The following is a 24,762-nucleotide window of genomic DNA, read 5'->3' as shown; positions in this document are numbered from 1 at the left end:
GTGCTGTCAGGGCTTTCCCCACCGACGGCGCAGCAGGACGATCCGGTCCGGGTGACCGCCGAGCTCGCGGTCGTAGCCGATGATCGTGCGCTCCACCGTCTCGTCCCGGACGATTTCCCAGGCGTCTTCATCGAAGCCCAGTGCGTCGACCGCGCCGGACTCCTCGGGTGTGGCATCCGGCATGACGTGGGAGAGGATGAACAGGTGTCCGCCGGGTGTGACCAGTTCGCCGGCCCTGAGGAGCAGCGAGGAGCGACGGTCCTGTGAGGGGGCGTGCAGGTAGCTGGTGGTGACCAGATCAAAGGCGTGATCACCTGTGGACTCGAGCAGGCCGACCAGACCTGTGTCGGTGAAGGTCACACCGTCGACGCCTGCGGCGGTGGCGGCGTCGCGTGAGCGTCGGGCAGCGGTGGAGGACACCTCCACGCCGAGGGTGTCCCATCCTTGTGTGGCGAGCCATAGGGCGTCCGCGCCCTCTCCGCTGCCGATGTCGACGGCCCGGCCTCGCGACGCCCCGAGTTCTTCGGTGAGCACGCGCACCAGGGCAGGGTTCGGACGTCCCGACCACCGGGGTGGGGCCTGCGAGTAGGTGGTCTCCCAGAACCCGTCATCGGCGACGTCAGGCCAGGCGTCATGGGAGGTCGGTGCCGTCAGTGCGTGCACCGCGTTGTCGGTGTCCTCGTTGACCAGCGTGGTGTTGAGCATGCCTGCCGTCATCGACGCCTGCCCCATCGAGGACGGTACGTTCGCGCGGGGGTCGATGACATTGCCGGCCGCCCACACCCGCGGGTGGCTGGTCTGCCCGAAAGCGTCGACGGTGAGGAAGGAACCGATGCCGGGAGTCTCGGTGCGCTTCAGAGCGAGTGGGGCGAGGAAACCGTCGCGGGGGCGGGCCTCCGGGTGAATCCCCAGGGCATCGACGGGGTGGATGGTGCCGTCGTCGGTGCGTACGCCCGTCAACGTCCCGTCGGTGGAGACGATCTCGGCCACCGGGGAGGTCACGAGGGTGATCCCGCGGGCGTCGAACCGTTGCTGTGTCGCGTCATCCACCTGGGCGGCGACGCCGGCGTCGGTCACGAAGACCGTGAGGTCCTCGGTCCAGTTCCGGACGAGCTGGGCGTACTGGAAGAGCATGGGGGACGACGCGAGCACGCCGATGCGCTGGTCGCGGTGCTCCCATCCGTGGCAGTAGGGGCACTGGAACACGGCGTCGCCCCAGTGGTCCGCGAGGCCGGGGACGTCGGGGAGGACGTCGTCGATACCGCTGGCGACGAGGACGGCGCGGGCGTACTCGACGGTGCCGTCGGTGCACGTGAGCTTCAGGCCGCGGACGACCTCAGTGACGGACTCGATGCTGTTGGTGGTGACCGTGACGCCGTAGGCGTCGAGTTCGGCACGACCCTTCTCCAGGAGCTCCAGTGGGGGAAGACCGTCGTGTCCGAGTACGCCGTGCATGTGCGGGGCGAAACGGTTGCGGGGCGCGGCGGAGTCGATGACGAGGACGTCTCGCCGGGCCCTGCCCAGGAGTTCGGCGGCGCTGAGTCCGGCCGCGCCGCCACCGATGATGATGATGTCGTGTGCTCTCATGCTCCTGATCATCCTGTTCCGTCGGCGGGGTGGCAACACGCGTTGCCGGAACGGCACACGGGGGAATGCTGCCGCAGACAGCACCAGGACCGCGGCTCCGCAGACGGTGACGATGACCCACCCGGCGACGCCACCCGCGGTGATACTGCCCGCGACGGCGACACCGAGGGCCGTGCCCACCTGCCGTGCGGTCGACGTGAAACCACCGGCCACCCCGGCGCGTTCCGGTGGCAGACTGTTGACGGCGGTTGTGGTGACCGGGGCGCTCGACAACCCCACACCGGATCCGATGAGCAGGTAGGCGATCAACAGGACCGGGACGCCCGTCCCTGTGTCGCCACGGTGAAGACCAGGAGCAGGACTCCGCCGAGCACCAGACATGCTCCGGCGGCCAGGAGGGGGACGCGTGGGCCGGAGTCGCCGACGACTCGTCCAGATAGCGGGGCGAACACGAGGACCCCGGCAGCCATCGGGAGTGTCGCTGCTCCCGTCGCCACCGGCGACCAACCCAGGGTGTTCTGCAGTAGCAGGGTCGTGGACAGTAACGTCAGGCTGAATCCGGCGAACACCACGATGGCGGAGATAATGGCGCCGGTGAACGCGGGTATCCGGAACAGTTCGGGGTCGACCAGGGGCTCGCGCCGGCGTTTCTCGACGTGGTGGAAGCCTGCGGCCGTAAGCAGGAGGATGACGCAGCCGGTCAGCGTCGTCGGCGACGTCCACCAGGTGCCTGTAGCACTGGGGCCCTCGATGAGAATCATGACTGTGGTGGCCAGAATCAGTATGAGCAGGACCTGACCGGGTATGTCGAGGTGGCGGGGGCGGGTGGATCGTGACTCCGGGACGACGAGGGAGACGAGCAGGAGCGTCGTGAGGACCAGGGGACCGTTCATCCAGAACACTGCACGCCAGTCGAATGCCGTGACGAGGAGTCCACCGGTCACTGGTCCGGCAGCCATGCTCATGCCGAACATCGCGCCCCACACGCCGATGGCGCGGGCGCGTTCCCGCGGGTCAGGCATGGCGTTCACTACGATCGCCAGGGCGACTGGGGTGAGCATGGAGGCACCGGTGCCCTGCACGATCCTCGCGGTGATCAGGAGTTCTGCCGACGGTGCTACGGCACAGGCCAGCGATGCCAGGCCGAAGATGACGAGGCCTGTCCGGAACACCCGGCGGCGTCCGAAGCGGTCGGCCAGGGCACCGGCGGTGATCAGCAGGCTGGCGAAGGGCACTGTGTAGGCGTCGACCACCCAGGCCATGCGGGCATCCCCGACGCTGAGCCCGTCGCTGATATGCGGCAGGGCGACGGTGACGATGGTGGTGTCCAGTCCGACGAGGAACAGGGCCGACGCACAGATCGCGAGGACGGCCCAGCGCCGGCGCAAAGACAGTGGTTCATTCTGGTGTTTCACGTGAGGATCGGTCGGTGTATCCACGGCAGGCTCCTTCATGGTCGCATCTGCTGTTTATCGTCAGGGTCGGGGACTGCACGTGGGGAGTCTTTTTGCGGATTCTGCAAGAATGAAGCGATGGACGCACGAAAGGACGGTAGCGGCGGCAGCAACAGTGGCACAGACGAGATTCTTGCCGCTGTCGGTCCTCGTCTACGCCGGATGCGTACATCCCGTGGCATGACACTGTCTGCGGTCTCCGGGCGGACCGGCCTGTCGGTCAGCGCCCTGTCCCGCGTGGAAACCGGCAACCGGCAGCCGACGCTGGATATCCTCATCCCGCTGGCGCAGGTCTACGAGGCCACCCTCGACCAGCTCGTCGCACCTCCGCAGACCGGGGACCCACGCGTGAACCTGAGACCGCGTTCCCTCGCAGGTGGGGGAACCATCGTCCCGTTGACCGGTTACCCCGGCCGGGTGCAGGTGTTCAAACATGTGCTCGGCCCTCGGACACCCCACCTGGTCAGCCACCAGGGGCATGCCTGGCTCCATGTCCTGGCCGGTCGGCTGAGACTTCTCCTGGACGACGACGAGTACATTCTGGTTCCCGGTGAGACCGCCCAGTTCGATCCCGTCACGCCGCACTGGTTCGGCCCGGCGAATGAGGGGACCGTGGAGATCCTCCACCTCTTCGGGCCGCAGGGACAGCGCCCGGTCGACCGGACTCTGCCGGGGTCGGGCCCGTCTCTCGGATCCTGACGGCTGGCGGCCAGAGGGGGAACTCACCTCATTTACACGTCAACCTCCGGAATGATGACGGACACGTGGGGCCGGCAACTCGATGACGTGGTCCGGACGCCAGATCCCGGGGTTCCGGTGAGTCACCACGACGAGGGTGTGGGCCAGGGAAGTGATCGCCTCGGCGACACGTTGCTCGGTCTTCTCGTCGAGAGCTGAGGTCGCCTCATCGAGGATCAGGACCGGAGCCCGTTTCACCATGGCGCGGGCCAAGGCCACCCGTTGTCGTTCTCCACCGGACAGTGCCGAACCGTGCGGGCCCACCTCCTGGCGGATCCCCAGAGAGTCGCTGGCCAGGAGATCCTCCAGACCAGCGGTGTGCGCAGCATCGACAATGTCGGCCTCAGTGCATCCGGGCCGCCCCAGGCGGATATTATCCGCCAGTGAACCGGTGAATACCACCGGTTCCTGGGGCACGTAGGCGATCCGGGAAGCGATCTCATTCTCGTCCAGACAGGGGAGTGGGACACCGCCGAGAAGGACCGTTCCCGTCGCGGGGTCGTCGAAACGCATGAGCAGCCCGAGTAACGTGCTCTTACCCGCACCGGTGGGGCCGGACACATGAACTCGGGTGTTCTCCTGGATTGTCGTCGACATCTGACCCAGCGCGGGTGGTGCGGACACACCCACCAGCTCCATGCGGTGACCGTCCGGGATGGACGACGTTCCGTCCGGCGGCGTCGGAAGCCCCGGGGCCGAGACCACCGCGCGGTAGGCGGCGGTGTGCGCACGAATGTCACTGACGGCGACACCCGCCAGTGCAAGGTCGTCTAACGGTGCGCCCGCTCGTACGGCGAGGACAAGGAGAGCCAGCGCTGCGGCTGGGTCATTGAAACCGTCGCTTCCCACGAGGTAGAACAGGATCCCGGCGAGTGGGGCCACGCTTGCCAGGGTTGAGACCACTGTGGCGGGGGCGGCGGCCCGGTTGGTGCGGGCCATCGCGGCTTCCTGAGAACTCCATACGCGCTCTACGCGGTTCAGTACCTGCGAGACGGGTGCCGCGGTCCGAAGCAGTTCACGATGGGTGACGAGTTCAATGGTTGCTTCGGTGAGTGCGTGTTCAGACTCCTGCCGCTGACGGTCGGCCTCGGCCAGGAGACGCTGCGCCAGGAACTGGGCCCCAAGTGCCGCCGCAAGCAGAACTGCCAACACTGCCGCCACGCGTGCTCCGCCCACGAGGGCGACGGCGATCACCGTCGCCATCGGGACGAGCGGAGCCACGATGAAGGTCTGCAGCTGGTGGGCCGGGATCCCCATCATCGTTGGGACGCCACGACCGGCGGCATCGGTGATGAGTGCCCGGTGCGCTGCGGTGAACCAGGACAGTTTCGTCCGCGCTAGCGCCTGTCCGATCTGCGCGTAGAGATCTCCCGCCAGACGTGCTCCCGCTAGGTAGCCCGCACGCGAGACCAGGACCGTGACCAGCAGTGACAGTGTGACCATGGCGAGAACGGCCCACGGAGCGGCGTCGTGTGCAATGGACAGTGCAAGCACCAGGTACACCGCAGCCTCGACGAGGGCGGCGATCACCCATCCGGTGCCGGTTGCGATGAGCCGACGCCGGGACGCGTCAGGAAGGAGAGCTTCGGTTGTCGTCATGTGTGCTCTTCCTGTGATTGGGGGAGGGGGTGAAGGGTGACCCGATGATCGGCGCGGCCCGCGAGGGCCGGGTCATGGGTGACCACAATGACGGCTTTGCCGGCACCGTGAGCGAGGGCATCCAGTTGAAACCACACTCTTCTGGCGGTATCGGCGTCCAGCGCGCTGGTCGGTTCGTCCAGCAAAATTACCGGAGCGTCGGACAGGAATGCGCGCGCCAGACCTAGTCGTTGTCGTTCGCCACCTGACAGCGTGCTCGCGTCGGCGTCCAGGGGGATCTCGAGCTGGGCCCGGTCTAGGGCCCGGTTCAGGGCGCGGTCCGGTACCCGGTCCGGGGCGGTCAACGAGAGGTTGTCGCGCACCGTGCTCGGGAGGACGTCCGCTCCCTGAGGGACCAGGAGGGCGGTACGGGGCCGCTCGTGCTCCAACACCTCGTCCACCCGAACTCCGCCGATCTCTAGTATTCCGCCGTCCGGGCGCTCCAGTCCGGCGATCATCCGGAGGAGAGTGCTCTTCCCCGCTCCGCTGGGGCCGGTGACTGCGGTGACCGTCCCGGGCGGTGCCCGAAAAGTGGTGGGGCAGACGACGACCCGGCCCCCGCGGCGCGCGGACACGCGCGCGGCCACAAGTTCCGGGCTGCCGTCGTCACTGCGGACGACCTCGGAACCGGAGTCGAGGGTGGGCTCCGCGAGGAGTTCTCCGATCCGGGCTGCGGCGGTCCGCCCCTCGGTCACGTAGTCGAGGCCATGCCCGAGTCGGAGCGCTGGAGTGACCAGTGCGAGGCTGAGCAGGAGGACGGCGGCGAGGGTGGAGGTGTCCCAGCGTGCGCCGACGGTGTAGGCGACCGCATAGCTGGCCGGGGCCTGTAGCAGTCCGACGGCCACCGCAGCCGGGACCGCAGCTCGTCGAACCCACGCTGTCATACTCGTGGCGAACCGTCCCGTCGCTTCAGCGTAGTCGGCACGTGCGCCATCGACTGCTCCGTTGCTCCGTAAGACACGGATGCCCCGTGCGTAGTCGTTCACGGCAGTGGTGATGGCACCCATGATCCGCACACGTTCTGCGCCGTGCGTCGCCGACAGTCGCGGAATCACTGTCAGGTAGGTGAGTGCGGCGACGACACCCGGAATTAACGCGAAGAGTGCGCTAGGGCCAGCGAGTAGTACCAGGAGCGCAGCCGCACACAATGGGGTGACCAGGAGTGTCGCCGCCTCAGCTGGGGCATGAGCGATCATATGGTGCAGCGCTGTGACATCGTCGGAGACGAGTCGTCGAAGCCGGTCTTCGGGCCAGGTGTTGAGCCGGTCCGCGGGGATTCGCAGTATGTGCCCGGCTATCCGGCGGCGCAGCCGGGCCTCGAACCTGGCCTCGGTGCTGTGCGACACCCAGGCAGACATGGCCGTAAGGAACGCGGTGCAGATCCAGGCCGCGCATGCTGGTATTACCCATGCTGTCGACGGGGCCCCGACGGCCTGCACGATGCACCAGATGGCGGCGAGACCCGTGATGCCGGACAGTGTCGCGCCGGCGGTGCTCAGCGCCAGGGCGCTGGTCGATGGGGCCAGGACCGGTTGTATGTGGGGATCAAGGAGGTGACGGGGACGGATCATGGTGTTAGTATACGCGTATACTTAGGCATGCCAACCCTGGAGGAGAGAATGAGTAAACTGGATGGAGCGCGGATCGTGGACGAGGCGATGCTGATCCTGGACGAAGAAGGGGAGGGTGCCTTGTCCATGCGTGCCCTCGCTGCACGGCTCGGCGTCACCCCGATGGCGTTGTACCGCCATTTCACTGACCGGGACGAACTCCTGCTCGCCCTTGTCGAGCGTGTCTCGGAGGAGATCAGTTTTCCGGAACCGGCCGAGGGGCCGGTGGACCGCGCCGTTGATCTAGCTCTGTGTCTGCACGACGTTCTCGTCCAGTATCCGTGGATGAGCCGACTCATCTCATCTGGCCGCCTCGCCAGTCCCGCAGGACTGCGTTTCCCGGACGGCCTGATCTCCTGTGGCAGAGAAGCCGGGCTCACCGATGACGGGGCATTCGTCTTCTACCGCACGATGTTCGCGGCGATCCTCGGCCAGGCGGCCATCACGCATGCGCAGGCAACGACGTCGGACGGATCACTTCCGAACCATGTGGCAGACACGGCTCTCCCCTCCGTTGCGGCGCTTGCACCGCGCTGGTTCGATCTCGACCGGTCAGCGACACCCCGCCGGATCTTCCGTGGTGTCGCCGCACTTCTCCCTGCTTTCTGACTCCGCTCTCCGGTCTCGCGTTCTTCGGACTCGGTCCCCACCCTTCCGCCCCGCCCACGAGAAAGACTTTCGCCATGTCATCACATCTATCCGCCCACGTCCCCGTTCCGCCGTCACGTAGGTTCCGAAACAGCTCCCGGACTCTCGGTGGTGTCGTGATTGCCACGATGCTCCTGGCAGGGTGTACGGGCACGCCGTCGGAGGACGCAGGGACGTCTACCGTTGACGGTGGTGCATTCCCGGTGATACTCGACACCGCCTACGGCGATGTCACCATCCCGGAAAAACCGGACCGTGTGGCAACGCTCGGTTATGCGGATGTTGCGCTGGCGTCTGCGCTCGGGGCCGATATTGTGGTCGCCCCCGAATCCTTCAGCGCGACCACGGAAGCCACGCGGGACAGGAACCTGCCCTATATCGAACCGCTTGGCGACGACACGACCTGGATCAACCCCATGGAGATCAGCGTGGAGGAGGTTGCCGCCGCCGAACCGGATGTCATCCTGGCGACGGCAGCGTACAGCCTTGACGATGACTCCTACAGTCGGCTCAGTGACATCGCACCAGTCGTTACCTACGAGGAGACGCTTTACGGGGAGTCCAACGATGAGTCGGCCAGGCGGATCGGTACCGCTCTCGGAGAAGATGACGTCGCGGAAGAACTCATACGCAGAGCCGATGACTCCGTCGCTGATCTTCGCCGGCAGTTACCGAGCCTCGATGGAGGAACCTTCCTCTACGGTCAGGCCCGTGATGGAGTTGTCGTGATGCTTGTCGACGACGCCAACGTTACTGCCCAGTTCATGCAGGAACTGGGGTTGGTCGCGCTGCCTGCCGTCGCCGACCTCGACGGTCCGGGGGCGGTGCTGGGGTCAGTGGACGTCAGTATCGAACGGGCGTCGATATTCAATGATGCAGGCGTGTTGTTCATGACCTTCCAGTCTGAGGCGGCACAGGAGGCTTTTGAGAAGTCGCCGATTGTCGCGGCCCAACCCATCATGTCGACCCGCTACGCTCCGGTCGACCTGGAGACGGCGACTGCGCTGCAGGATCCGAACGTGGTTGCGGTGCCCTGGCTGCTAGACCAGCTTCGCCCCGGCCTGGAACTTATCCCCTAGGATCTGGTGCTGCCCACCGGCCATCGCGGAGGAAGGTCATGGTCACCCTCAAGTCTGTTCGTGCACTGAATGCCGGACGGTCTACTGGGTCTTCTGTGCCCTCTGCCGCCACACCGACGAGGTGGTGACCGCGGCGATGGCCGTGGTCAACGGCACGGCGGCCACCAGGGCCAGGGAACCGGTCGCCGAGCGGAGGATCTCTGTGGCCATGATGTCCGAGGTCAGGATGTGTCCGAGACTGCGGCCGGACACGCTGAGCAGCACCAGCAGGGGCAGCGCGGCACCGGCGTAGGACAGCACCAGGGTGTACACGGTGGAGGCCAGGTGGTCGCGGCCGACCCGCATCGCGGTGCCGAACAGTCGCAGGTTCGACGCAGTCGGATCCAGCTGGCGCAGCTCGGCGATGGTCGAGGCCTGGGCCACCGTCACATCGTTGAGCACGCCGAGGGTGCCGATGATGAACCCCGCCAACAGCAGTCCACTGATCGACAGGCCCGGGAGATAGAGCATGATCTGCATGTTGTTCTCGTCGGCGAGGCCGCGTAGCTGGTTCGTGTCGATCGCCAGCCACGCCAGGCCGGTCCCCACCAGCATTGCCGCCAGGGTGCCGCCGAGGGAGGACGCCGTCTTCCAGTTCATGCCGTGGACCAGGAACAGTGCCAGGTACAGCACGGCGGAGCAGGCTGTCACCGCCAGCAGGACAGGGTCGCCACCACGGGCCAGGGCAGGCAGCAGGAAGAGTCCGAAGATCCCGAGCGTCACGCCGAGACCGAGGATGGACCGGAAGCCGCGCCACGCACCGACCACGACGATCGCCACGAGGGTCAGCAGCAGCCACACCCACACCGGGGTGGTGCGTTCATAGTCCTGGAAGCCGTAGGTGCGGCTGCCGTCCTCGGCGGTGCCGGTGGTCATCAGGATGTCCTTGCCCACCGGCAGCTCAGGAGAACCATCCGCGTCGGTCACCGCGAGCAGTGTGCGGCGCCCCTCCTCCGGCCCGGAAGTGATGTCCACGATGACCTGCGGACATGATGCGTCCTCACCTCCCGCGGCACTGGGATGGCCGGTGGGCGGCGAGGTGTCGAAGGCGCGCCCGATCGCCGGCGAGTTGCAGGCCCCGGTGGTCTCCAGGGCGACGGTGCCGGACGAGACCTCCTGGGCCAGCCCGGAGGTCTGGTGGAAGTCGTCACCGGTCGACGGTTCCCCTTGCGGCCACTGCAGGGCCACGGCGACCGCCGTAACGACGAAGCCGATGACCAGGGCGATGAACAGGATCGACCGGGGCAGGGTCCACTCGATCCGGCGTGGGTCGAGGTTGCGCGGATGCAGACGTTCCGCCAGCGGCCGGTCGTCGGACGGGCCGTGACTGTGAGCGTGACTGTGCCCGTGCTGCCCTGCGGCGGCGAGGGGGTCGGACGGTGCGGGGGCGTGGTGGCGTCCCAAAGCAATGCTGCTTTCTCTCGGAGATGATGCGGGGTGACGCACCTGAGGATAGCCGGGACGGGCCGTTGACACGCAGGGCTGAACAACTGTTCAATGTTAAACATGCGTTCAACCGAGATTCTTGAGGCCGCCATCGGCGAGTTCGCCGCCCGCGGATTCGCCGGCGCCACGGTGCGCGGTATCGCCCGTGCCGCCGGTGTGTCCCCGGGCCTCGTGCTGCACCACTTCGGGTCACGCGACGGATTGCGCGAGAAGTGCGACAACCACGTCTTCGTGGTGATCACCGAGGCGAAGAAAGCCAACGCCGACCGTGGCACCGATGCGTTGCCCACCATGTTCGCCGACCCGCGTATGCGGGTGTACGTGGACTACCTGGTGGCGTCGCTCGTCGACCCGTCGGAGCACGGTCAGCGGTTCTTCGACCACTACGTGGACACCGTCGAGGAGATCCTCGACGACGGTTTCGCCGGCTACACCTTCCGCCGTGCGGGCGGGGAGGCTGGGGAAACTTCTGCCGACCGACGCGCCAGGGCCTGTGCCGTCGCAGTGCTGGGGCTGGCACCGGCCCTGCTGCATCAGCGTGCCGGCACGGTCCTCGGCACAGCGGACATGCCGGAGACCCTGTCCCGGCTCGGGCCGCAGCTGTTCGACATCTACCTGCACGGACTCATCGAGGAGAAACCATGACGACCTCCGACTCCATTTCCGACTCTGCCGTCGATCTCTGCGACGTCACCAAGAAATTCGGTCACGTCACCGCCCTCGACGGCCTCACCCTCCAGGTCGGGCGAGGGGAGGTCCACGGTTTCCTCGGCCCGAACGGTGCCGGCAAGTCCACGGCCATCCGCATCCTCCTGGGGATCCTCCGGCACGACGACGGCCGGGTCCGGCTGCTCGGTGGCGACCCCTGGAAGGACGCCGTCAGGCTGCACCGCCGCCTGGCGTATGTCCCGGGCGACGTCGAACTGTGGCCGAACCTCACCGGAGGTGAGGCGATCGACCTGTTCGCACGGCTGCGTTGCGGCCGCGGCGGTGCCGGTGCCGTCAACACCCGCCGTCGTGACGAGCTCATCGAGCGGTTCCAGCTCGATCCCCGGAAGAAAGGACGCACCTACTCCAAAGGAAACCGGCAGAAGGTCGCGTTGATCTCCGCGCTGGCGTCCGACGTCGACCTGCTGCTGCTCGATGAACCGACGTCCGGTCTGGACCCGCTGATGGAGGCGGAGTTCCAGGAGTGCATCCGCGAGGCGGTCCGGGACGACGGACGCACCGTCCTGTTGTCCAGCCACATCCTCGCCCAGGTCGAGGCCCTGGCCGACCGGATCTCGATCATCCGTGACGGACGCGACGTGGAGACCGGGACCCTGGACGATCTCCGGCACCTGCAGCGCACCGCGGTCTCCGTCCGCACCGACCGGCCGCTGGACAATTTCGCCGACCACGAGGGTGTCCATGACCTGACTGTGGACGGGGGCGGACACGTGCACTTCGCCGCGGATACGTCAGCCCTGCCCGGCATCATGGGCGAGCTGGCGTCACACGGTATCCGGACGATCACCGCCACACCACCGACACTGGAGCAGCTGCTGTTGCGGCACTACGGGGATGCGTCATGAAGGCGGAGTTGACCGGCACCTGGACCCTGCTGCGGCTCATGCTGCGCCGTGACCGCGTCCGCCTGCCCGGCTGGGTGCTCGGCATGGCGGCGCTCACGGCGTACTTCGCCAATGCGTTGGGCACGGTGGTGGACGAGGAATCCCTGGCAGGACTGGCATCCCTGGCCACCACACCGGTGATGGGCCTGATCGGTGGGCCCGGGTACGGCTTCGACGACATCACCCTGCCACGGCTGTTCGCGGGAATGTACGGCCTCTACCTGATGATCGGCGCGGCACTCATGGCGATGACGACCGTGTCCCGCCACACCCGGGTCGAGGAGCAGACAGGACGGGCTGAGCTGCTGCGCGCCAATGTCGTCGGACGGCACGCCCAGCTCGTCGCAGCACTGCTCCTGTCCACGCTCATGACCGTTCTCCTGACGGCGGTCATGTGGGTCGTCGTCCAGTTCTCCGTGATGGCACCCGGCCCGACGTCGGCGAACCTGCTGTTCGTCGGCGCGGTCGGGCTGGTGTTCACCGGCGTCGCAGCGGTGACGGTGCAACTGTCCCCGTTCTCCCGGGTGGGGTCGTCGGTGGCCGGGGCCGTGCTGGCGGTCGCCTTCGTCATCCGGGGACTGGGTGACATGTCGGCGCTGCAGCAGGGCCACGACGGTGGGGTGGCCTGGTTGTCCTGGCTCTCCCCGCTGGGATGGTCGCAGCAGACCGCGCCCTACACCCTCGACCGGTGGTGGCCGTTGCTGTTCGCGGTCGGCACCACCGTCATCCTGACCGGTGTCGGTGTGGCCCTGCAGGCGCGCCGGGACCTGGCCGCAGGGCTCGTGGCCGACCGTCCCGGCCCCGCGACCGCCGCGACGTGGTTGGACAGTCCCGTGGCCCTCGCGTTCCGGCTGCAGCGGGCGTCGCTGGTGGGGTGGTCGGTCGCGATGCTGGTGGCCGGGGTCGTCTTCGGTGCATTCGCCGGGCCGATGGCCGACGGCGCAGACTCGATGCCGCCGGAGATCATGGAGGTGCTCGGCGGAACGGCGGGAGTCGTCGAGGGCTACCTCGGGTTCATGGGAATCTACTTCGCGGTGATGATCGCCGTCTACGCCCTGCTGTCCGTCCAGTCGTTGCGGAGCCAGGAGCAGGGGTTCCATACCGAGACGGTGCTGTCCACCGCGGTGTCCAGGCGCTCCTGGCACGTGTCCTGGGTCGGGGTGACGGCTGTCGGGGCACTCTGGCTGTCGGCGCTCGCCGGTCTGGGGGAGGGGATCGGTGCCGCGACCGGGCTCGGCGATGCCGGTCTCATCGGACGCACCCTGCTGGGGCACGTGGCGCAGGTACCGGCGGTGTGGGTCCTGCTCGGCGTCGCCGCCCTCCTGTACGGGGCGCTTCCGAGGATCGTCGGTCTGGCGTGGGCGCTGCTGGGCTACTCCACCCTCCTCGTGCTTTTCGGGGAGATGATCGAGTTGCCTGAGGGCGTCCTCGACACGTCCGTGTTCCGGCATGTCGGTCAGTACCCCGCCGAGGCGTTGTCCTGGGCCGCCGTCGGCGCGCTGACGGTACTGGCGGCGTTGTTCACGGCGCTGGGTGCCCGGGCGTTCGGGCGACGGGACCTGGTCACCACCTGATCCCGCCTGCTACGGTGAACGACATGACTGACATGGGATTCTCGATCGCCAGGATCTGGGGCCACCGCTGACGGCGGTGGGGACTCCTGTTCTCTGACTGACTCCTCCACCGTCGTCCCGACGATGATTCATCGCCGGGCGGCGGATCTTGTGCTGCCCGGCTCCGGACCACGACACTGGAGTACACGGACACATGTCCCGTCAGAACAACCCCGAAGAACATCAATCCCATATCCGTGCCGTCGACCTCGGCATATCCGTCGCAGGACACCAGATCCTCACCGGCGTCACCGCCACCGTCTCACCCGGCAACCGCCTGGTCATCGTCGGCGAGAACGGCGTCGGCAAGACCACTCTGCTGCACACCCTCGCCGGAGTGCGCGAGCCGGACGGGGGCACGCTGACCCGTACCGGCACCGTCACTTTGGTGCAGCAGGCCATGGACGACGAGTCCGGTCAGACCGTCGGTGACCTGGTCGCCGACGCCACCGCCGAGGCCGACCGCGCCCTCACCGATCTCGACACAGCCGCCGTCGCGCTCGCCGAGGGCACCGCTGCGGCCGAGCAGTCCTACACCCGTGCCCTCGACCGCGCGACCAGTCTGGACGCCTGGGACGCACGACGGTGTGTCGACGTCGCCCTGGCCGGTCTGGACGCCTGTACCGACCGCAGCCGCACACTCCGGACCCTCTCCCACGGGCAGCGTTACCGCGTCCGGCTGGCCTGTGCCCTGGGACGGGACGGCAGCCTGCTGCTGGACGAACCCACCAACCACCTCGACGCCGGCGCGCTCGCCTTCCTCACGTCCTGTCTTCTGGAACGTCGTGGCCCGGTGGCGGTGGTGACCCACGACCGCGCCCTGCTGCGCGACCTCACCGGCGACGGACAGGGCACATTCCTCGACCTCGACCCGACCTCCGACGGCACACCCCGGGTGACCACGGGAACCTACGACGAATGGGTGTCCCGTCGCCGCGCCGAGCGGGAGCACTGGGAGCAGGAGTACGCCGCACAGGTCGCCGAGCACCGTCGTCTCGAATCTGCCGTCGACGATGCCCGTGGCCGCCTGACCACCGGGTGGCGTCCGGAGAAAGGACACAACAAGCACGGGCGTGCCACCCGAGCTGCGGGCACGGTGCAGACCCTGCACCGCAGGCAGGAGGCTCTGGCTGACCATGCCGTCGACATTCCCGAACCACCCCTGTCACTCCGGTGGCCGGACGTGTCTGTCGCACCGGGACGCACACTGCTGACCTGTGACGGGGTGTCCGTGGACGGGCGGTTGAGCGGTCCGGTCTCGCTGGAGATCTCCGGCGGGGACCGGCTCGTGCTCACCGGACCGAACGGCGCCGGAAAGTCCACCCTCGTCGATGTCCTGCGGGGGCAGGTCGGGCCGACCGGTGGGTGGTGCCACATCCACGACGGGGTGCGGGTCAGCGTCCTGACCCAGCATGAACCGACATGGTCGGAGTATGCAGGGCAGCACACCCGTGCCGCCGAGGTGTACGAGCGGGTCGCCGGGTCGGGTGGCCCTGCACTGTCGTCGCTCGGGCTCCTGGACCGGACGGCGCGGTCCACCCCCGTGGAGCGGCTGTCGCAGGGGCAGCAGCGACGTCTCCACCTGGCGCTGTGCCTGGCGTCGCGTCCGGACCTGCTCGTCCTCGACGAGCCGACGAACCACCTGTCCGCCACCCTCGTCGACGAGATGACCGATGCACTGCGGACGACTGAGGCCGCCGTCATGGTGGTCACCCATGACCGGCAGATGCTGCGGGACCTCGTCGGGGAGGCGGGGGACGGTGCGTGGCCGGTGCTCGCGCTGGAGTGATGCCTGCGCATGGTTAGGACACCGGACCGCGGAAGCGCTAGCCTGGGACCATGTCCACAATCAGCCACGCCCCGGCAGCGGAGGTCGGTGCCGCCGGTGAGGGTCGAGACACCACGGCGCCGGTGTCCTCCGCTGACCGGTTCATGCTCCGGTTGCTCCGTGTCAGGGAGATCGACCGGATCGACATGGAGGCGGTGGCCGGTGCCCACCGGGCGTTCCGTTGGGCGATCGTGTTCTCCGCCGTGCGGTGCACGATCACATACCTGCTGGTTCCCATCCTGATCCCCGTGGTCAGCGTCGCCGGCATGGTCGCGACTCCGCTGAACATCACCCTCTGTCTCCTGGCACTGGTGAACGGGATCGTGAGCATGCGTCGCTTCTGGCGTACCGACCACCCGGGTAAGTGGATGTACACATGGTTCATGGCGGTCGTGTTCCTGATCCTCATCGGGACACTCGTCTACGAGTTCATTGGATTGGTGGCGTGATGAAACCCGAGTCAGAGGCTACTGCGGCTACTGAGAACACTGAGGCACCTGCAACCCCGGAGAACATGGAGGCAGTGGAGGAGCCTGAGCAGCCGGAGATTCCCGGCTCCTCCACCGCAGACGTGGTGACGCTGCTGTTCATGGCGGCGATGATCATCGCCACAGTGGTCTGCTTCATCTTCCTGATGTGAGGGATCAGGCGCTGCCCGTACGTGGGACGGTGCGTGACAGAATCGGGCTTCTGCAGTCACGGGAAGCTCGAAAATGTCACGCACTCTCAGCTGTAGTTCACATGGCGGGACCACTCGGCTACCCCAGCAGGTCCTCACCCCAGTAGCTGTCCCCGGTCGTCCCGCCCGGAACGTGGAACACCGCGGAACCGACGTGGGTGATCCACTCGTTCAACCGGTCGCCCCCGGCGAGGCGTCGCTGGACGGGGATGAAGGACGTACCCGGGTCACGTTGGAAACAGGTGAAGATCAGTCCGGTGTCGGAGAGATCGATCAGGTCGGCGTCCTGCAGACCTGTCGCTCCGGCTGTGACGGGAAGATCGTAGTTGTAGGCGCGCCGCAGCATACGTTCCGCGTCACCGTTGCGTGAGGTCGCCAGGGCCACGTGGGAGTGGGCGTCGATGAGAGGGAGACCGTCGTCGCCGATCTTGTTCACGTCGACGTCGGTGAACTCGTCGCCGCCGCTCAGTGGTGCTCCCTCGACGATGGTGCGCCCCATCGCGACTTCCCGGGTGCTGCGGTCCACGGACTCCCATTCGGGCATGTCGAAGGCGACACGACGGACGATCATGCAGGTCCCGCCGTCGTCATTCCACACCTGGGCGTCGAACTCGTTCTCCGAGTGAGGGTTGACGGTGCCGTCCTTGAAACCGAAGAGGTTGCGCGGGGTGCCGTCCTGCACGTCCAGGAATCCGGTCTGGCTCCAGGACGGTCGGGCGTAGTCGGCGCCGCCGCGGACGAGGACGCGCAGCGCGTGGGAGACGGTCGTGCGGTCATCGCCGCAGATCTGCAGGACGATATCGCGGTCGCCCCAGATGTCCTCGAGCCTGTCACCGGCGAAGTGCGGCAGCGGCGTCAACCATGAGGGGGCTTTGTCGGAGATCCCGGCGGCAGCGTAGAGCCCCAGGCCGAAACCGCAGGTGACGGTGAGGTTGCCGGGGTTGGAGGCGAGTTCCGGTTCCAGGTCGGCCAGCACGGGCGTGCCCGCGCAGAGGCGTCGCGCATCTCCGGTCCAGATGCGGAGCAGGCGTTGGACGGCCCTGCGGTCGACGCCGTCACGCAGTGAGAAGGCGACGGTGGTGTTGTGTGCCTGGAGGGGTGTGGCGATGCCGGCCTGGTGGTCACCGTCGAACGGGACGGTGGCCGTCTCCGGTTCTGCGGCGGCGTCGTGCCCGTCGGAGCAGGACGCCGTGACCGCGGTGGTGCCGAGGATACCGAGAGTGCCGAGTCCGCCGAGGAAACCGCGGCGGGTCAGTCCCCGTGCCGCCGTGTGAGGGTCAGTGCCCGGCATGCTCGTCGTGCTCGCCGTCTGCGCTGTCACCGGTGCCGTAGTCCTCGTGGGCGGACTGCTGCACGCGGACGGGGATGTCGCTGATCTCGTAGGTGGTGCCGTCCTCGCCGGTGAGGGTGAGGGTGAGTGCGTCGCCGGCGGCGATCTCGTCGTTGTTCTCCATGATCATGATGTGGGTGCCGCCGGGTTCCATTGCGACGCTGCCGTTGGCGGGGACGACGAGGCCGTCGTCGGTCTCCTTCATGATGCCGTCGACGGTCTCGTGGAACTGGTAGACGCCGTCGAGGTCACCGGTGACGCGGGTGAGGTGGATGTCCTCGTCCGTGGAGTTGGTGAGCTCGCCGAAGACGGCGGTCATGGACGTCTCGGTGTCTTTGGCACCGACGTAGCCGTCGGAGAAGGTGATGGCGTCGCTGCTCTGCCCGGTGTCCTGTCCGGTGGTTGTCGCCGCGTCGCTGTCGTTGCTGTCGTTGCCGTCGTTGCTGCCGCCACCGCAGGCGGTGAGGCTGAGGGCGAGGACGGAGGCGAGGGAGGCGGCGGTGAGGCGGCGCTTCATGGTGTCGGGCATCGAACACTCCTGAAAATCACGACAGAGTCTGAATTACTGGTCAACCTACTAGTCGGTTCTATCGTCAGAAGAGTTCCGGTACGTCACCGGGATCACGTCCGGGGGTGGGACGACTCGTCCTGTGACACCCCCGACCGGAACCGTCCGGGTCGTGGATCCGACAACTCCATCGTGACCAGCACCGTGACCACGACAGAGTCCACAGAGCCCCCAGGGCCCCCGACGTCCCCGCGCACTGCGGACCGCCAGCAGAGCCATCTGCTCAGACGACTGCATTTCTTCGCGGGTGTGGTGTGCGCGCCGCTGATCCTCGTCGCGGCGGTCACCGGCCTGCTCTACGCGTTCGCACCGACGGTGGAGCAGGTGACGAACCACTCCATGCTCACCGCCACGGCGCCCGACGGCACCGACGGCACCGACGGCACAGTCAGGCTCCCCGTCAGCGAACTGGTGTCCACCGCGCAGGAGGAGCATCCCGACCTGGCGTTGTCCGGTGTGAGGATCGGTGGTGACGGTGAGACGACCCGGGTACTGTTCAACGACCCCGATCTGCCGGAGTCCACCGTGCAGGCGGTGTTCCTCGACCCCTGGACAGGCGAGGTGAAGGGTGACACCACCCAGTACGGCAGTTCGGCCTCGCTGCCGTTGCGACAGTGGATCGCCGAGGGCCATCGCACCGCGTGGCTCGGGGAACCCGGACGACTGTATTCCGAGACGGCCGCGAGCTGGCTGGGAGTCCTTGCGGTCGGTGGGGTGGTGATGTGGTGGCAGCGTCAGCGGAAGAGTCGGGTGGCGGCGTCGAGGCTCAGGAACATGCTGCGTACCGGCGGCCGTGGCCGGACCCGGACGATGCGTCTGCACGGGGCGACGGGGACGCTTGTCGTGGCGGGCATGGTGTTTCTGACTGTCACCGGACTGACCTGGTCGTCCGTCGCCGGCGGCACGATCGGGGAACTCCGCGAGAAGCTGAGCTGGGGGACGCCGTCGGTGGAGGCCACGTTGCCGGGTGCGCAACCGGTGGCACCGTCCGGTGGCGGTGCGCACGCCGGTCACGGGGGGCATGAGGGACACGGGGGTCATGCGATGCCGGCCGGTGTCCGGGTCAGCGGGCTGAACTCCGGATCAGTCGACCGGGTGGTGGCGACGGCGGAGGCGGAACTGCGTGCTCCGGTGACGATCACGCCCCCGGCCGTGGAGGGGCAGGCGTGGACGGCGTCGGAGGACCGGGTCGCCTACCGGTTGTCGAATGACGCGGTCGCGATCGACTGGGCCACCGGCCGGGTGACCGACCGGCTCGACTTCGCGGACTGGCCGCTGGCGGCGAAGGCCACGGGCTGGCTGATCCAGCTGCACATGGGCACCTTGTTCGGTCTCCCGAACCAGCTGGTGCTGGGGCTGCTGGCCGCAGCGATCATCGCGATGGTCTGCTGGGGGTACATGATGTGGTGGAAGCGTCGACCCGCAGGAGGTTTCGCGGGACCACCGCGGAGGGTGCGGTGGTCGCGGCCGACGGCGGGAACTCTGGTCCTCGTCATCGCACTGGTTTCCTACGGTGTCGTTGCACCGCTGTTCGGGATCACTTGCCTGGCTTTCGTCCTGGGCAGCGCACTCTGGGACGCGGCGCGTCGCAGGGCGGGCGCTCCGCTCAGCACTCCACCACGTTGACGGCGAGGCCGCCGCGGCTGGTCTCCTTGTACTTGTCGTTCATGTCGGCACCGGTCTCCCGCATCGTCTGGATGACGGCGTCGAGGGAGACGACGTGCGAGCCGTCGCCGGCCAGGGCGAGACGGGCGGCGGTGACGGCGGTGGATGCGGCGACGGCGTTGCGTTCGATGCAGGGGATCTGCACCAGTCCGCCGATGGGGTCGCAGGTCAGACCGAGGTGGTGCTCCACGGCGATCTCGGCGGCGTTCTCCACCTGTGCTGCGGTACCGCCCCGGACGGCGCAGAAACCTGCGGCAGCCATGGCGCAGGCTGAGCCGACTTCCGCCTGGCAGCCGCCTTCGGCACCGGAGATCGAGGCGTTGGCCTTGATCAGCGAACCGACGGCTGCGGCGGTGAGCAGGAAGGTGCGCACGTCGGCGTCGGTGGCGTCGGGCGTGGTCTTCCACCAGTAGTGCAGGACGGCGGGGATGATGCCGGCGGCACCGTTGGTGGGGGCGGTGACGACGCGTCCGCCTCCGGCGTTCTCCTCGTTGACGGCCAGCGCGTAGACGTGCAGCCATTCATCGATGGCGGAGGTGGGGTCGTCCTCCAGGCGGCGACGCATGGCTGCGGCGCGGCGTCGGACGTGGAGGCGCCCGGGGAGGACGCCTTCGGTGTGCAGGCCGGCGTCGACGCAGGTGCGCATCGCCGCCCAGATGGCGTCGATGCCGGCGGTCACCTCGACGGGGGAGCGGCGCGTGCATTCGGCGGCCCAGGCGACGTCGGCGATGGTGCGGCCGTCGGTGCACAGCGCGAGGAGTTCGCTGGCGTTGCGGAAACCGGGACCGTCCGCGCTGGTGGGGGGCTCAGTTCCACTCTCGTCGCCGACACGTTCGATGAAGCCGCCCCCGATGGAGAGGTACGTCTCCTCCACGGCCGGCGAGGGTGCGCCGTCGGTCCACGCCTGCAGGACCATGGTGTTCGGGTGGCGGAGGTCGCGGGAGGCGGGGTTGAAGACCACGTCATCCCGGCTGAAGAGGACCGGGGTTCTCCCGTCGAGCAGGAGTTCTGTCGGGATCTCAGGGTGCTCCGACCATGCGCCGCGGACGTCGTCCGGGTCGCACGTCTCCGGCTGTGCGCCGCGGAGCCCGGCGACCACGGCGTCCGGGGTGCCGTGCCCGCGTCCGGTGGCGGACAGGGACCCGTAGAGCTGGACGCTGACCCGGGCGATCCCGGGGAGGTCGGCGGTGCGGTGCGCGAAGTCCGCGCCCGCGCGCATCGGCCCGACCGTGTGGGAGGAGGACGGTCCGATGCCGATGGAGAACAGGTCGAGGGCGGAGACGTACACCGTCATATTCAGGACTCTACCGTGGTGGCCCCGGCGGGGCGGGCGGCCTGGCGGGCGAGCAGTTCGTCGCGGGTCTCCGGGGTGAGCGCCACGGTGGCGGCGGCAAGTGCGAGGCCCTTCGCCGAGACGATCGCGGCGTCGTCGCCGGCCGGGGTGGCGGCCGCGGCAGCGAAGCCGGTCGTGTGCGGCGGGGCGTCGGTGCCCAGGAGCGCGATCATCGGGTGGATGGAGGGGACGACCTGGGAGACGTTGCCCATGTCAGTGGAGCCGCCTGCACTGTCCGGCTGTGCCGTGACCTCACGTCCCAGGTCCGTCAGGGCGGTGTTCCAGGCGTCGGCGAGGAGGGGGTCCTGGACGAGGCTGGCGTAGCGGGGCTCGGTGTCCACCACCGACCAGGAGCAGCCCGACGCCAGGGCGCCGGCTTCGAAGCAGTTCATCACCCGGCGCTTGGCGTCCTCGAGGACGTCCATGTCGAAGGCGCGGACTTCGGCGTCGATTTCGGTGTGGTCGGGGATGATGTTGGTGACGTGGCCGCCTTCGGTGACCACACCGGCGACGCGGACGGACTTGTCCAGCTGCTGGCGCAGCAACCCGATGGAGGTCAGCGCCACTGTCGCCGCGTCGAGGGCGTTGACGCCGTTCTGCGGTGCGGCCGCGGCGTGGGCGGGGACGCCGGTGTAGGTGACCTTGAAGCGGTCGACGGCCTGACTGGTGAAGTCGCCGCACCGGGCGTCGGTGGTGCCGGGGCCGCCGTGGACCATGAGGGAGATGGTCGCGTCCTCCCAGGCACCTTCGCGCAGCATGAGCACCTTGCCGCCGCCGTGTTCCTCGGCCGGGGTGCCGAGGAGCTTGACGCGGATGCCCGCGGCGTCGGCGATCTCGGCGAGCCCCAGTGCGGCTCCGAGACCGGCGGTGGCGATGATGTTGTGTCCGCAGGCGTGGCCGATGCCGGGGAGGGCGTCGTACTCGGCGCAGACGGCGACGACGAAGTCTCCGCTTCCGTAGGTGGCTTCGATGGCGGTGTCCAGGCCGTAGACGCCGACGGTGACGTCGAAACCGGCGGCACGCAGTTCCTCGGCGACGAGCGTGGCGGAGTCGTGTTCCTCGAAGGCGAGCTCGGGGTTCGCGTGGAGGGTGTGGCTGATCTCGAGCAGGCGGTCGCGGTGGTGGTCGATACGTCCGGTGACGGCGTCCGTCGCGGTGGTGAGGGTGGTGAGATCAGTCATTCGGGGCTCCTTGAAAAGAGGGTCGGTGGTCACCGTGGTGGGCGCGCACGTCAGGCGTAGTGTGAGCATAAGGTAGTGAGGCGCTGGAACCTTCAGGCCGTAGAGCAGGAAATCGACGGAAAATGGTCAGATGACGCAGGAAATGACACTGGATGCTCTGGATGAACGGCTAGTTCACGCCGTTCAGGTGGCTCCGCGTGCAGCGTGGGCGGCGCTGGCGCCCGTTGTCGGTGCGGACCCGGTCACTCTCGCCCGCCGGTGGTCGCATCTCAGACGGCAGGGGGCCGTCTATGTGACGGGGTACGGGTGGGATCCCGACGCGGTGTTCTCCCTCATCGAAATCGAATGTCAGCCGGGGCGGACCATGCAGGTGGCGGAGGCGTTGGTGGAGGAGCGCGGGGCGTTCACGATCGACCTCACCGCCGGTGCCCGTGACATCATGCTCAGCCTGCTGACCCCGGACACCTCGGCGTTGGCGCACTGGACCCTTGAGCACATCCAGGACCTGGACGGGGTGCGCCGTGTGCGCACGCACCTGGTCTCCCAGATCGTCGCTGACGCCCGCGAGTGGCGTCTGCGGGCCCTCTCCCGGGACGAGGTGTCGGCGATCGCCGGGCGTACTGCGCCCGGCGGTACCGGTGCGGCGATGCCACGACTGAACCCCGATGAACTGGAGAAGGTCCGCGAGGTGCTGGCGGTGGACGGGAGGGCCTCGTCTGCTGAGGTGGCGGAGGCGGCGGGCATCACCGCACGTAAGGCCCGCGAGGTCGTGGCGGCGATGACCGCCACGGACCGGTACAAGGTCCGCGTGGACGTCGCACGGTCGCGGACCCCGTGGCCGGTGTCGGTGTGGTACTTCCTCCAGGTGCCGGCGGACAAGGTGTCCAGGGTCGGGCCGTTGCTCAGCAAGATCGATGAGGCCCGTCTGGTGGTCACGGCGACGGGTGAGTACAACGTGATCATGGCGGCATGGCTTCGTTCGCTGCTGGAGGTGAACAAACTGGAGGCGGTCCTCGAGGAGCGGCTGCCGGGAGTCCGGATCGTCGACCGGTCAGTGGTGCTGCGGTCTCTGAAGCACCTCGGTCATGTCCTCGACGACAACAGTGACGCCACGGGACGGACAGTTCCGATGCCCTGACGGGGCTCATGTCAGATCCTGCGATCTCGGACCTCTTGACGTCATTTCCTGCATCTGCACGTGTTTGTGTGTTGGGTCACGTACTTTCGCGCCATCCCCGCACCGGGGACGGGCAGGCGGCACGTGACGACCTCGGGATGACACCCCTCCCGGCGCCGACTGACCGGTGAACTCACCACGAGAAGAGAACCAGACATGAGTAACAAGCCTGTGGAGGCCCCGGCCGCCACGAGTGAGCCCAGTCCGCCGCGCATCATCGCCCCGACACTCCGTAGTCCCGGCCTCTGGATCCTGGCCGGGCTCATCATCGTCATCGCGGCGATCGCCCAGTTCATCGGGCCAGTGGAGATCTCGCTGGGTTTCGCCGCACTGTCCCTGCTCCCGATGATCTGGGCGTTGGCGATGGGGGTGGGGATCTCGACACAGCGGATCCGGCGCCTGCCGCTGGACCTCCAGCATGTGGCGAATGCGGTCATGGGTGTGGCGGTGCTGGTACTTGTCGCCCGCCTGTCGTTCACGCTGGGGCCGAACATTCCGTTCCTCCTCGACGCCGGGCCTGCACTCCTCCTGCAGGAGATCGGCAACATCGTGGGACCGATCTGCCTCGCACTGCCCCTGGCGGTGATGCTGCGCATGGGGTCCGCCACGGTGGGCGCCACGTTCTCGATCGACCGTGAAGGTGCCTTCGCCATGGTGACCGAGCGGTTCGGGCCGAACTCGCAGCAGTACCGGGGTGTGCTGTCGATGTACATCTTCGGGTCGGTGTTCGGTGCCGTGATCATCAGTCTCATCGCGTCGTTGGCGTCCTCCCTGGGGATCTTCGACTGGCGTGCCCTGGCGATGGGTGCCGGTGTGGGGTCGGGGTCGATGATGGCCGCAGGGTCGGCGTCGGTGACTGCGGCACACCCGGAGTTCGCCGACCAGATTCTCGCGCTCAGTACGACGGCGAACCTCATCGCCTCCATCGCCGGTGCGTACCTGGGCATCTGGGTGGCCCTGCCGCTGGCCGGCCGGTTCTACCGCTTCCTCACCCGCCGTCAGAGCGCGAAGGACGACAAGAAGGCAGTCAGCGCCGACAAGGTGCTGAAGACATCGGTCGACCTGGCGTCCGCTGTGACGGATGCGCCGATCGTGAAGATGCCCCTGTGGATCTCACTGTCGATGATCAGCGTTGCCGGGGTCGTCGTCTCCGTCGTCTCGACCGGTGGGTTCTCCTGGGACATGGTGATCACCTACCTCGCCATGGCCCTGCTCACCGCAGCCGGGATCTGGGTCGCCCGGATCACGAAGGGGAAGGCGCCGGCGATCATCATCGTGATCACGGTCGGGACGCTGCTGACGATTCCGGCGTCACCGGTGTCCTCGTGGCTGCTGCAGGTCTCTGAGAGTGTGGACTTCCTTGCGGTGATCACCATGATGCTGTCGGTGGCTGGCCTGAGTATCGGCAAGGACCTGCCGTTGCTCCGCCAGATCGGGTGGAAGATCATCCCTGTCGGGATCGTGGTCATCGTCGCGACCTACCTGGCGTCGACCGTCATTGCCGAAGGCGTGCTCCAGATCATCGGGTAGGCGCAC

Annotated in this window: 21 protein-coding genes; 12 read left to right on the top strand and 9 right to left on the bottom strand. The window is 67.7% G+C overall.

Annotated elements, in window-relative coordinates; all coding sequences use genetic code 11:
- Positions 1–6: 6 nt before the first annotated feature.
- A complete protein-coding gene (locus BJF89_RS19650; RefSeq protein ID WP_255372623.1) occupies positions 7–1,968 on the bottom strand; it encodes an FAD-dependent oxidoreductase in 1,962 nt (653 codons plus the stop codon).
- On the bottom strand, positions 1,893–3,026 hold the full coding sequence (locus BJF89_RS11895; RefSeq protein ID WP_075815164.1) for an MFS transporter: 1,134 nt from the start codon (positions 3,024–3,026) through the stop codon (positions 1,893–1,895). Before BJF89_RS11895 ends, BJF89_RS19650 begins: the two co-directional genes overlap by 76 nt.
- Before the next feature lie 93 nt (positions 3,027–3,119).
- Between BJF89_RS11895 and BJF89_RS11890 the strand changes: the two genes are divergently transcribed.
- The gene (locus BJF89_RS11890; RefSeq protein ID WP_075815162.1) at positions 3,120–3,740 is read left to right on the top strand and encodes a helix-turn-helix domain-containing protein; all 621 of its coding nucleotides are present in this window, start codon (positions 3,120–3,122) and stop codon (positions 3,738–3,740) included.
- 39 nt (positions 3,741–3,779) lie between these two features.
- Here the strand turns inward: BJF89_RS11890 and BJF89_RS11885 are convergent, their stop codons facing one another.
- The gene (locus tag BJF89_RS11885) at positions 3,780–5,378 is read right to left on the bottom strand and encodes an ABC transporter ATP-binding protein (RefSeq protein ID WP_075815160.1); all 1,599 of its coding nucleotides are present in this window, start codon (positions 5,376–5,378) and stop codon (positions 3,780–3,782) included.
- Positions 5,375–6,988, bottom strand: a complete 1,614-nt coding sequence (locus BJF89_RS11880; RefSeq protein WP_075815158.1) for an ABC transporter ATP-binding protein — start codon at positions 6,986–6,988, stop codon at positions 5,375–5,377. Before BJF89_RS11880 ends, BJF89_RS11885 begins: the two co-directional genes overlap by 4 nt.
- A gap of 48 nt (positions 6,989–7,036) precedes the next feature.
- Between BJF89_RS11880 and BJF89_RS11875 the strand changes: the two genes are divergently transcribed.
- Both BJF89_RS11875 and BJF89_RS11870 read left to right on the top strand, forming a co-directional pair.
- Entirely contained in the window at positions 7,037–7,636 is a 600-nt protein-coding gene (locus BJF89_RS11875; protein ID WP_075815156.1) for a TetR/AcrR family transcriptional regulator, read from the top strand.
- A gap of 74 nt (positions 7,637–7,710) precedes the next feature.
- Positions 7,711–8,754 (top strand): ABC transporter substrate-binding protein, encoded by a 1,044-nt coding sequence (locus BJF89_RS11870; RefSeq protein ID WP_075815154.1) that lies wholly within the window; start codon positions 7,711–7,713, stop codon positions 8,752–8,754.
- A gap of 81 nt (positions 8,755–8,835) precedes the next feature.
- Here BJF89_RS11870 and BJF89_RS11865 read toward each other — a convergent pair whose 3' ends face one another.
- Positions 8,836–10,197, bottom strand: coding sequence for a YibE/F family protein (locus tag BJF89_RS11865; protein WP_083650700.1), 1,362 nt, complete (start codon positions 10,195–10,197; stop codon positions 8,836–8,838).
- A 102-nt stretch (positions 10,198–10,299) separates the two neighbouring features.
- Between BJF89_RS11865 and BJF89_RS11860 the strand changes: the two genes are divergently transcribed.
- From BJF89_RS11860 to BJF89_RS18645, 6 genes are all read left to right on the top strand, one after another.
- Positions 10,300–10,884, top strand: a complete 585-nt coding sequence (locus BJF89_RS11860) for a TetR/AcrR family transcriptional regulator (RefSeq protein ID WP_075815152.1) — start codon at positions 10,300–10,302, stop codon at positions 10,882–10,884.
- Positions 10,881–11,813, top strand: coding sequence for an ABC transporter ATP-binding protein (locus BJF89_RS11855; protein ID WP_075815150.1), 933 nt, complete (start codon positions 10,881–10,883; stop codon positions 11,811–11,813). Before BJF89_RS11860 ends, BJF89_RS11855 begins: the two co-directional genes overlap by 4 nt.
- Positions 11,810–13,426 (top strand): ABC transporter permease, encoded by a 1,617-nt coding sequence (locus BJF89_RS11850; protein ID WP_075815148.1) that lies wholly within the window; start codon positions 11,810–11,812, stop codon positions 13,424–13,426. Before BJF89_RS11855 ends, BJF89_RS11850 begins: the two co-directional genes overlap by 4 nt.
- A 193-nt stretch (positions 13,427–13,619) precedes the next feature.
- A complete protein-coding gene (locus tag BJF89_RS11845) occupies positions 13,620–15,254 on the top strand; it encodes an ATP-binding cassette domain-containing protein (protein WP_075815146.1) in 1,635 nt (544 codons plus the stop codon).
- A gap of 50 nt (positions 15,255–15,304) precedes the next feature.
- Entirely contained in the window at positions 15,305–15,742 is a 438-nt protein-coding gene (locus tag BJF89_RS11840) for a hypothetical protein (protein ID WP_255372622.1), read from the top strand.
- On the top strand, positions 15,742–15,933 hold the full coding sequence (locus BJF89_RS18645; protein ID WP_139312017.1) for a hypothetical protein: 192 nt from the start codon (positions 15,742–15,744) through the stop codon (positions 15,931–15,933). The genes BJF89_RS11840 and BJF89_RS18645 overlap by 1 nt, the downstream gene beginning before the upstream one ends.
- Positions 15,934–16,051: 118 nt before the next feature.
- On the opposite strand, the gene BJF89_RS11835 is transcribed toward BJF89_RS18645, so the two are convergent.
- A complete protein-coding gene (locus BJF89_RS11835; protein WP_075815144.1) occupies positions 16,052–17,263 on the bottom strand; it encodes a Dyp-type peroxidase in 1,212 nt (403 codons plus the stop codon).
- The gene (locus BJF89_RS11830; protein ID WP_075815142.1) at positions 17,250–17,831 is read right to left on the bottom strand and encodes a copper chaperone PCu(A)C; all 582 of its coding nucleotides are present in this window, start codon (positions 17,829–17,831) and stop codon (positions 17,250–17,252) included. Before BJF89_RS11830 ends, BJF89_RS11835 begins: the two co-directional genes overlap by 14 nt.
- 171 nt (positions 17,832–18,002) lie before the next feature.
- Between BJF89_RS11830 and BJF89_RS11825 the strand changes: the two genes are divergently transcribed.
- On the top strand, positions 18,003–19,496 hold the full coding sequence (locus BJF89_RS11825) for a PepSY domain-containing protein (RefSeq protein WP_075815140.1): 1,494 nt from the start codon (positions 18,003–18,005) through the stop codon (positions 19,494–19,496).
- On the opposite strand, the gene BJF89_RS11820 is transcribed toward BJF89_RS11825, so the two are convergent.
- On the bottom strand, positions 19,477–20,823 hold the full coding sequence (locus tag BJF89_RS11820) for an L-serine ammonia-lyase (RefSeq protein ID WP_304441342.1): 1,347 nt from the start codon (positions 20,821–20,823) through the stop codon (positions 19,477–19,479). The two genes, BJF89_RS11825 and BJF89_RS11820, sit on opposite strands and share 20 nt — an antisense overlap.
- An 8-nt stretch (positions 20,824–20,831) precedes the next feature.
- A complete protein-coding gene (locus BJF89_RS11815; protein WP_075815136.1) occupies positions 20,832–22,049 on the bottom strand; it encodes a M20 family metallopeptidase in 1,218 nt (405 codons plus the stop codon).
- Between the two features lie 130 nt (positions 22,050–22,179).
- On the opposite strand from BJF89_RS11815, the gene BJF89_RS11810 reads away from it, so the two are divergent.
- Both BJF89_RS11810 and BJF89_RS11805 read left to right on the top strand, forming a co-directional pair.
- Positions 22,180–23,187 (top strand): Lrp/AsnC family transcriptional regulator, encoded by a 1,008-nt coding sequence (locus BJF89_RS11810; RefSeq protein ID WP_075815134.1) that lies wholly within the window; start codon positions 22,180–22,182, stop codon positions 23,185–23,187.
- A 195-nt stretch (positions 23,188–23,382) separates the two neighbouring features.
- Entirely contained in the window at positions 23,383–24,756 is a 1,374-nt protein-coding gene (locus BJF89_RS11805) for a DUF3100 domain-containing protein (protein ID WP_083650697.1), read from the top strand.
- The last annotated feature ends 6 nt before the right edge of the window (positions 24,757–24,762 follow it).

This window comes from Corynebacterium sp. CNJ-954 (genome assembly GCF_001942345.1).
In the GTDB taxonomy this organism is placed as follows: domain Bacteria; phylum Actinomycetota; class Actinomycetes; order Mycobacteriales; family Mycobacteriaceae; genus Corynebacterium.
The sequence above is the reverse complement of the archived record's forward strand: the minus strand, read 5'-3'. Positions and strand labels throughout refer to the sequence as shown.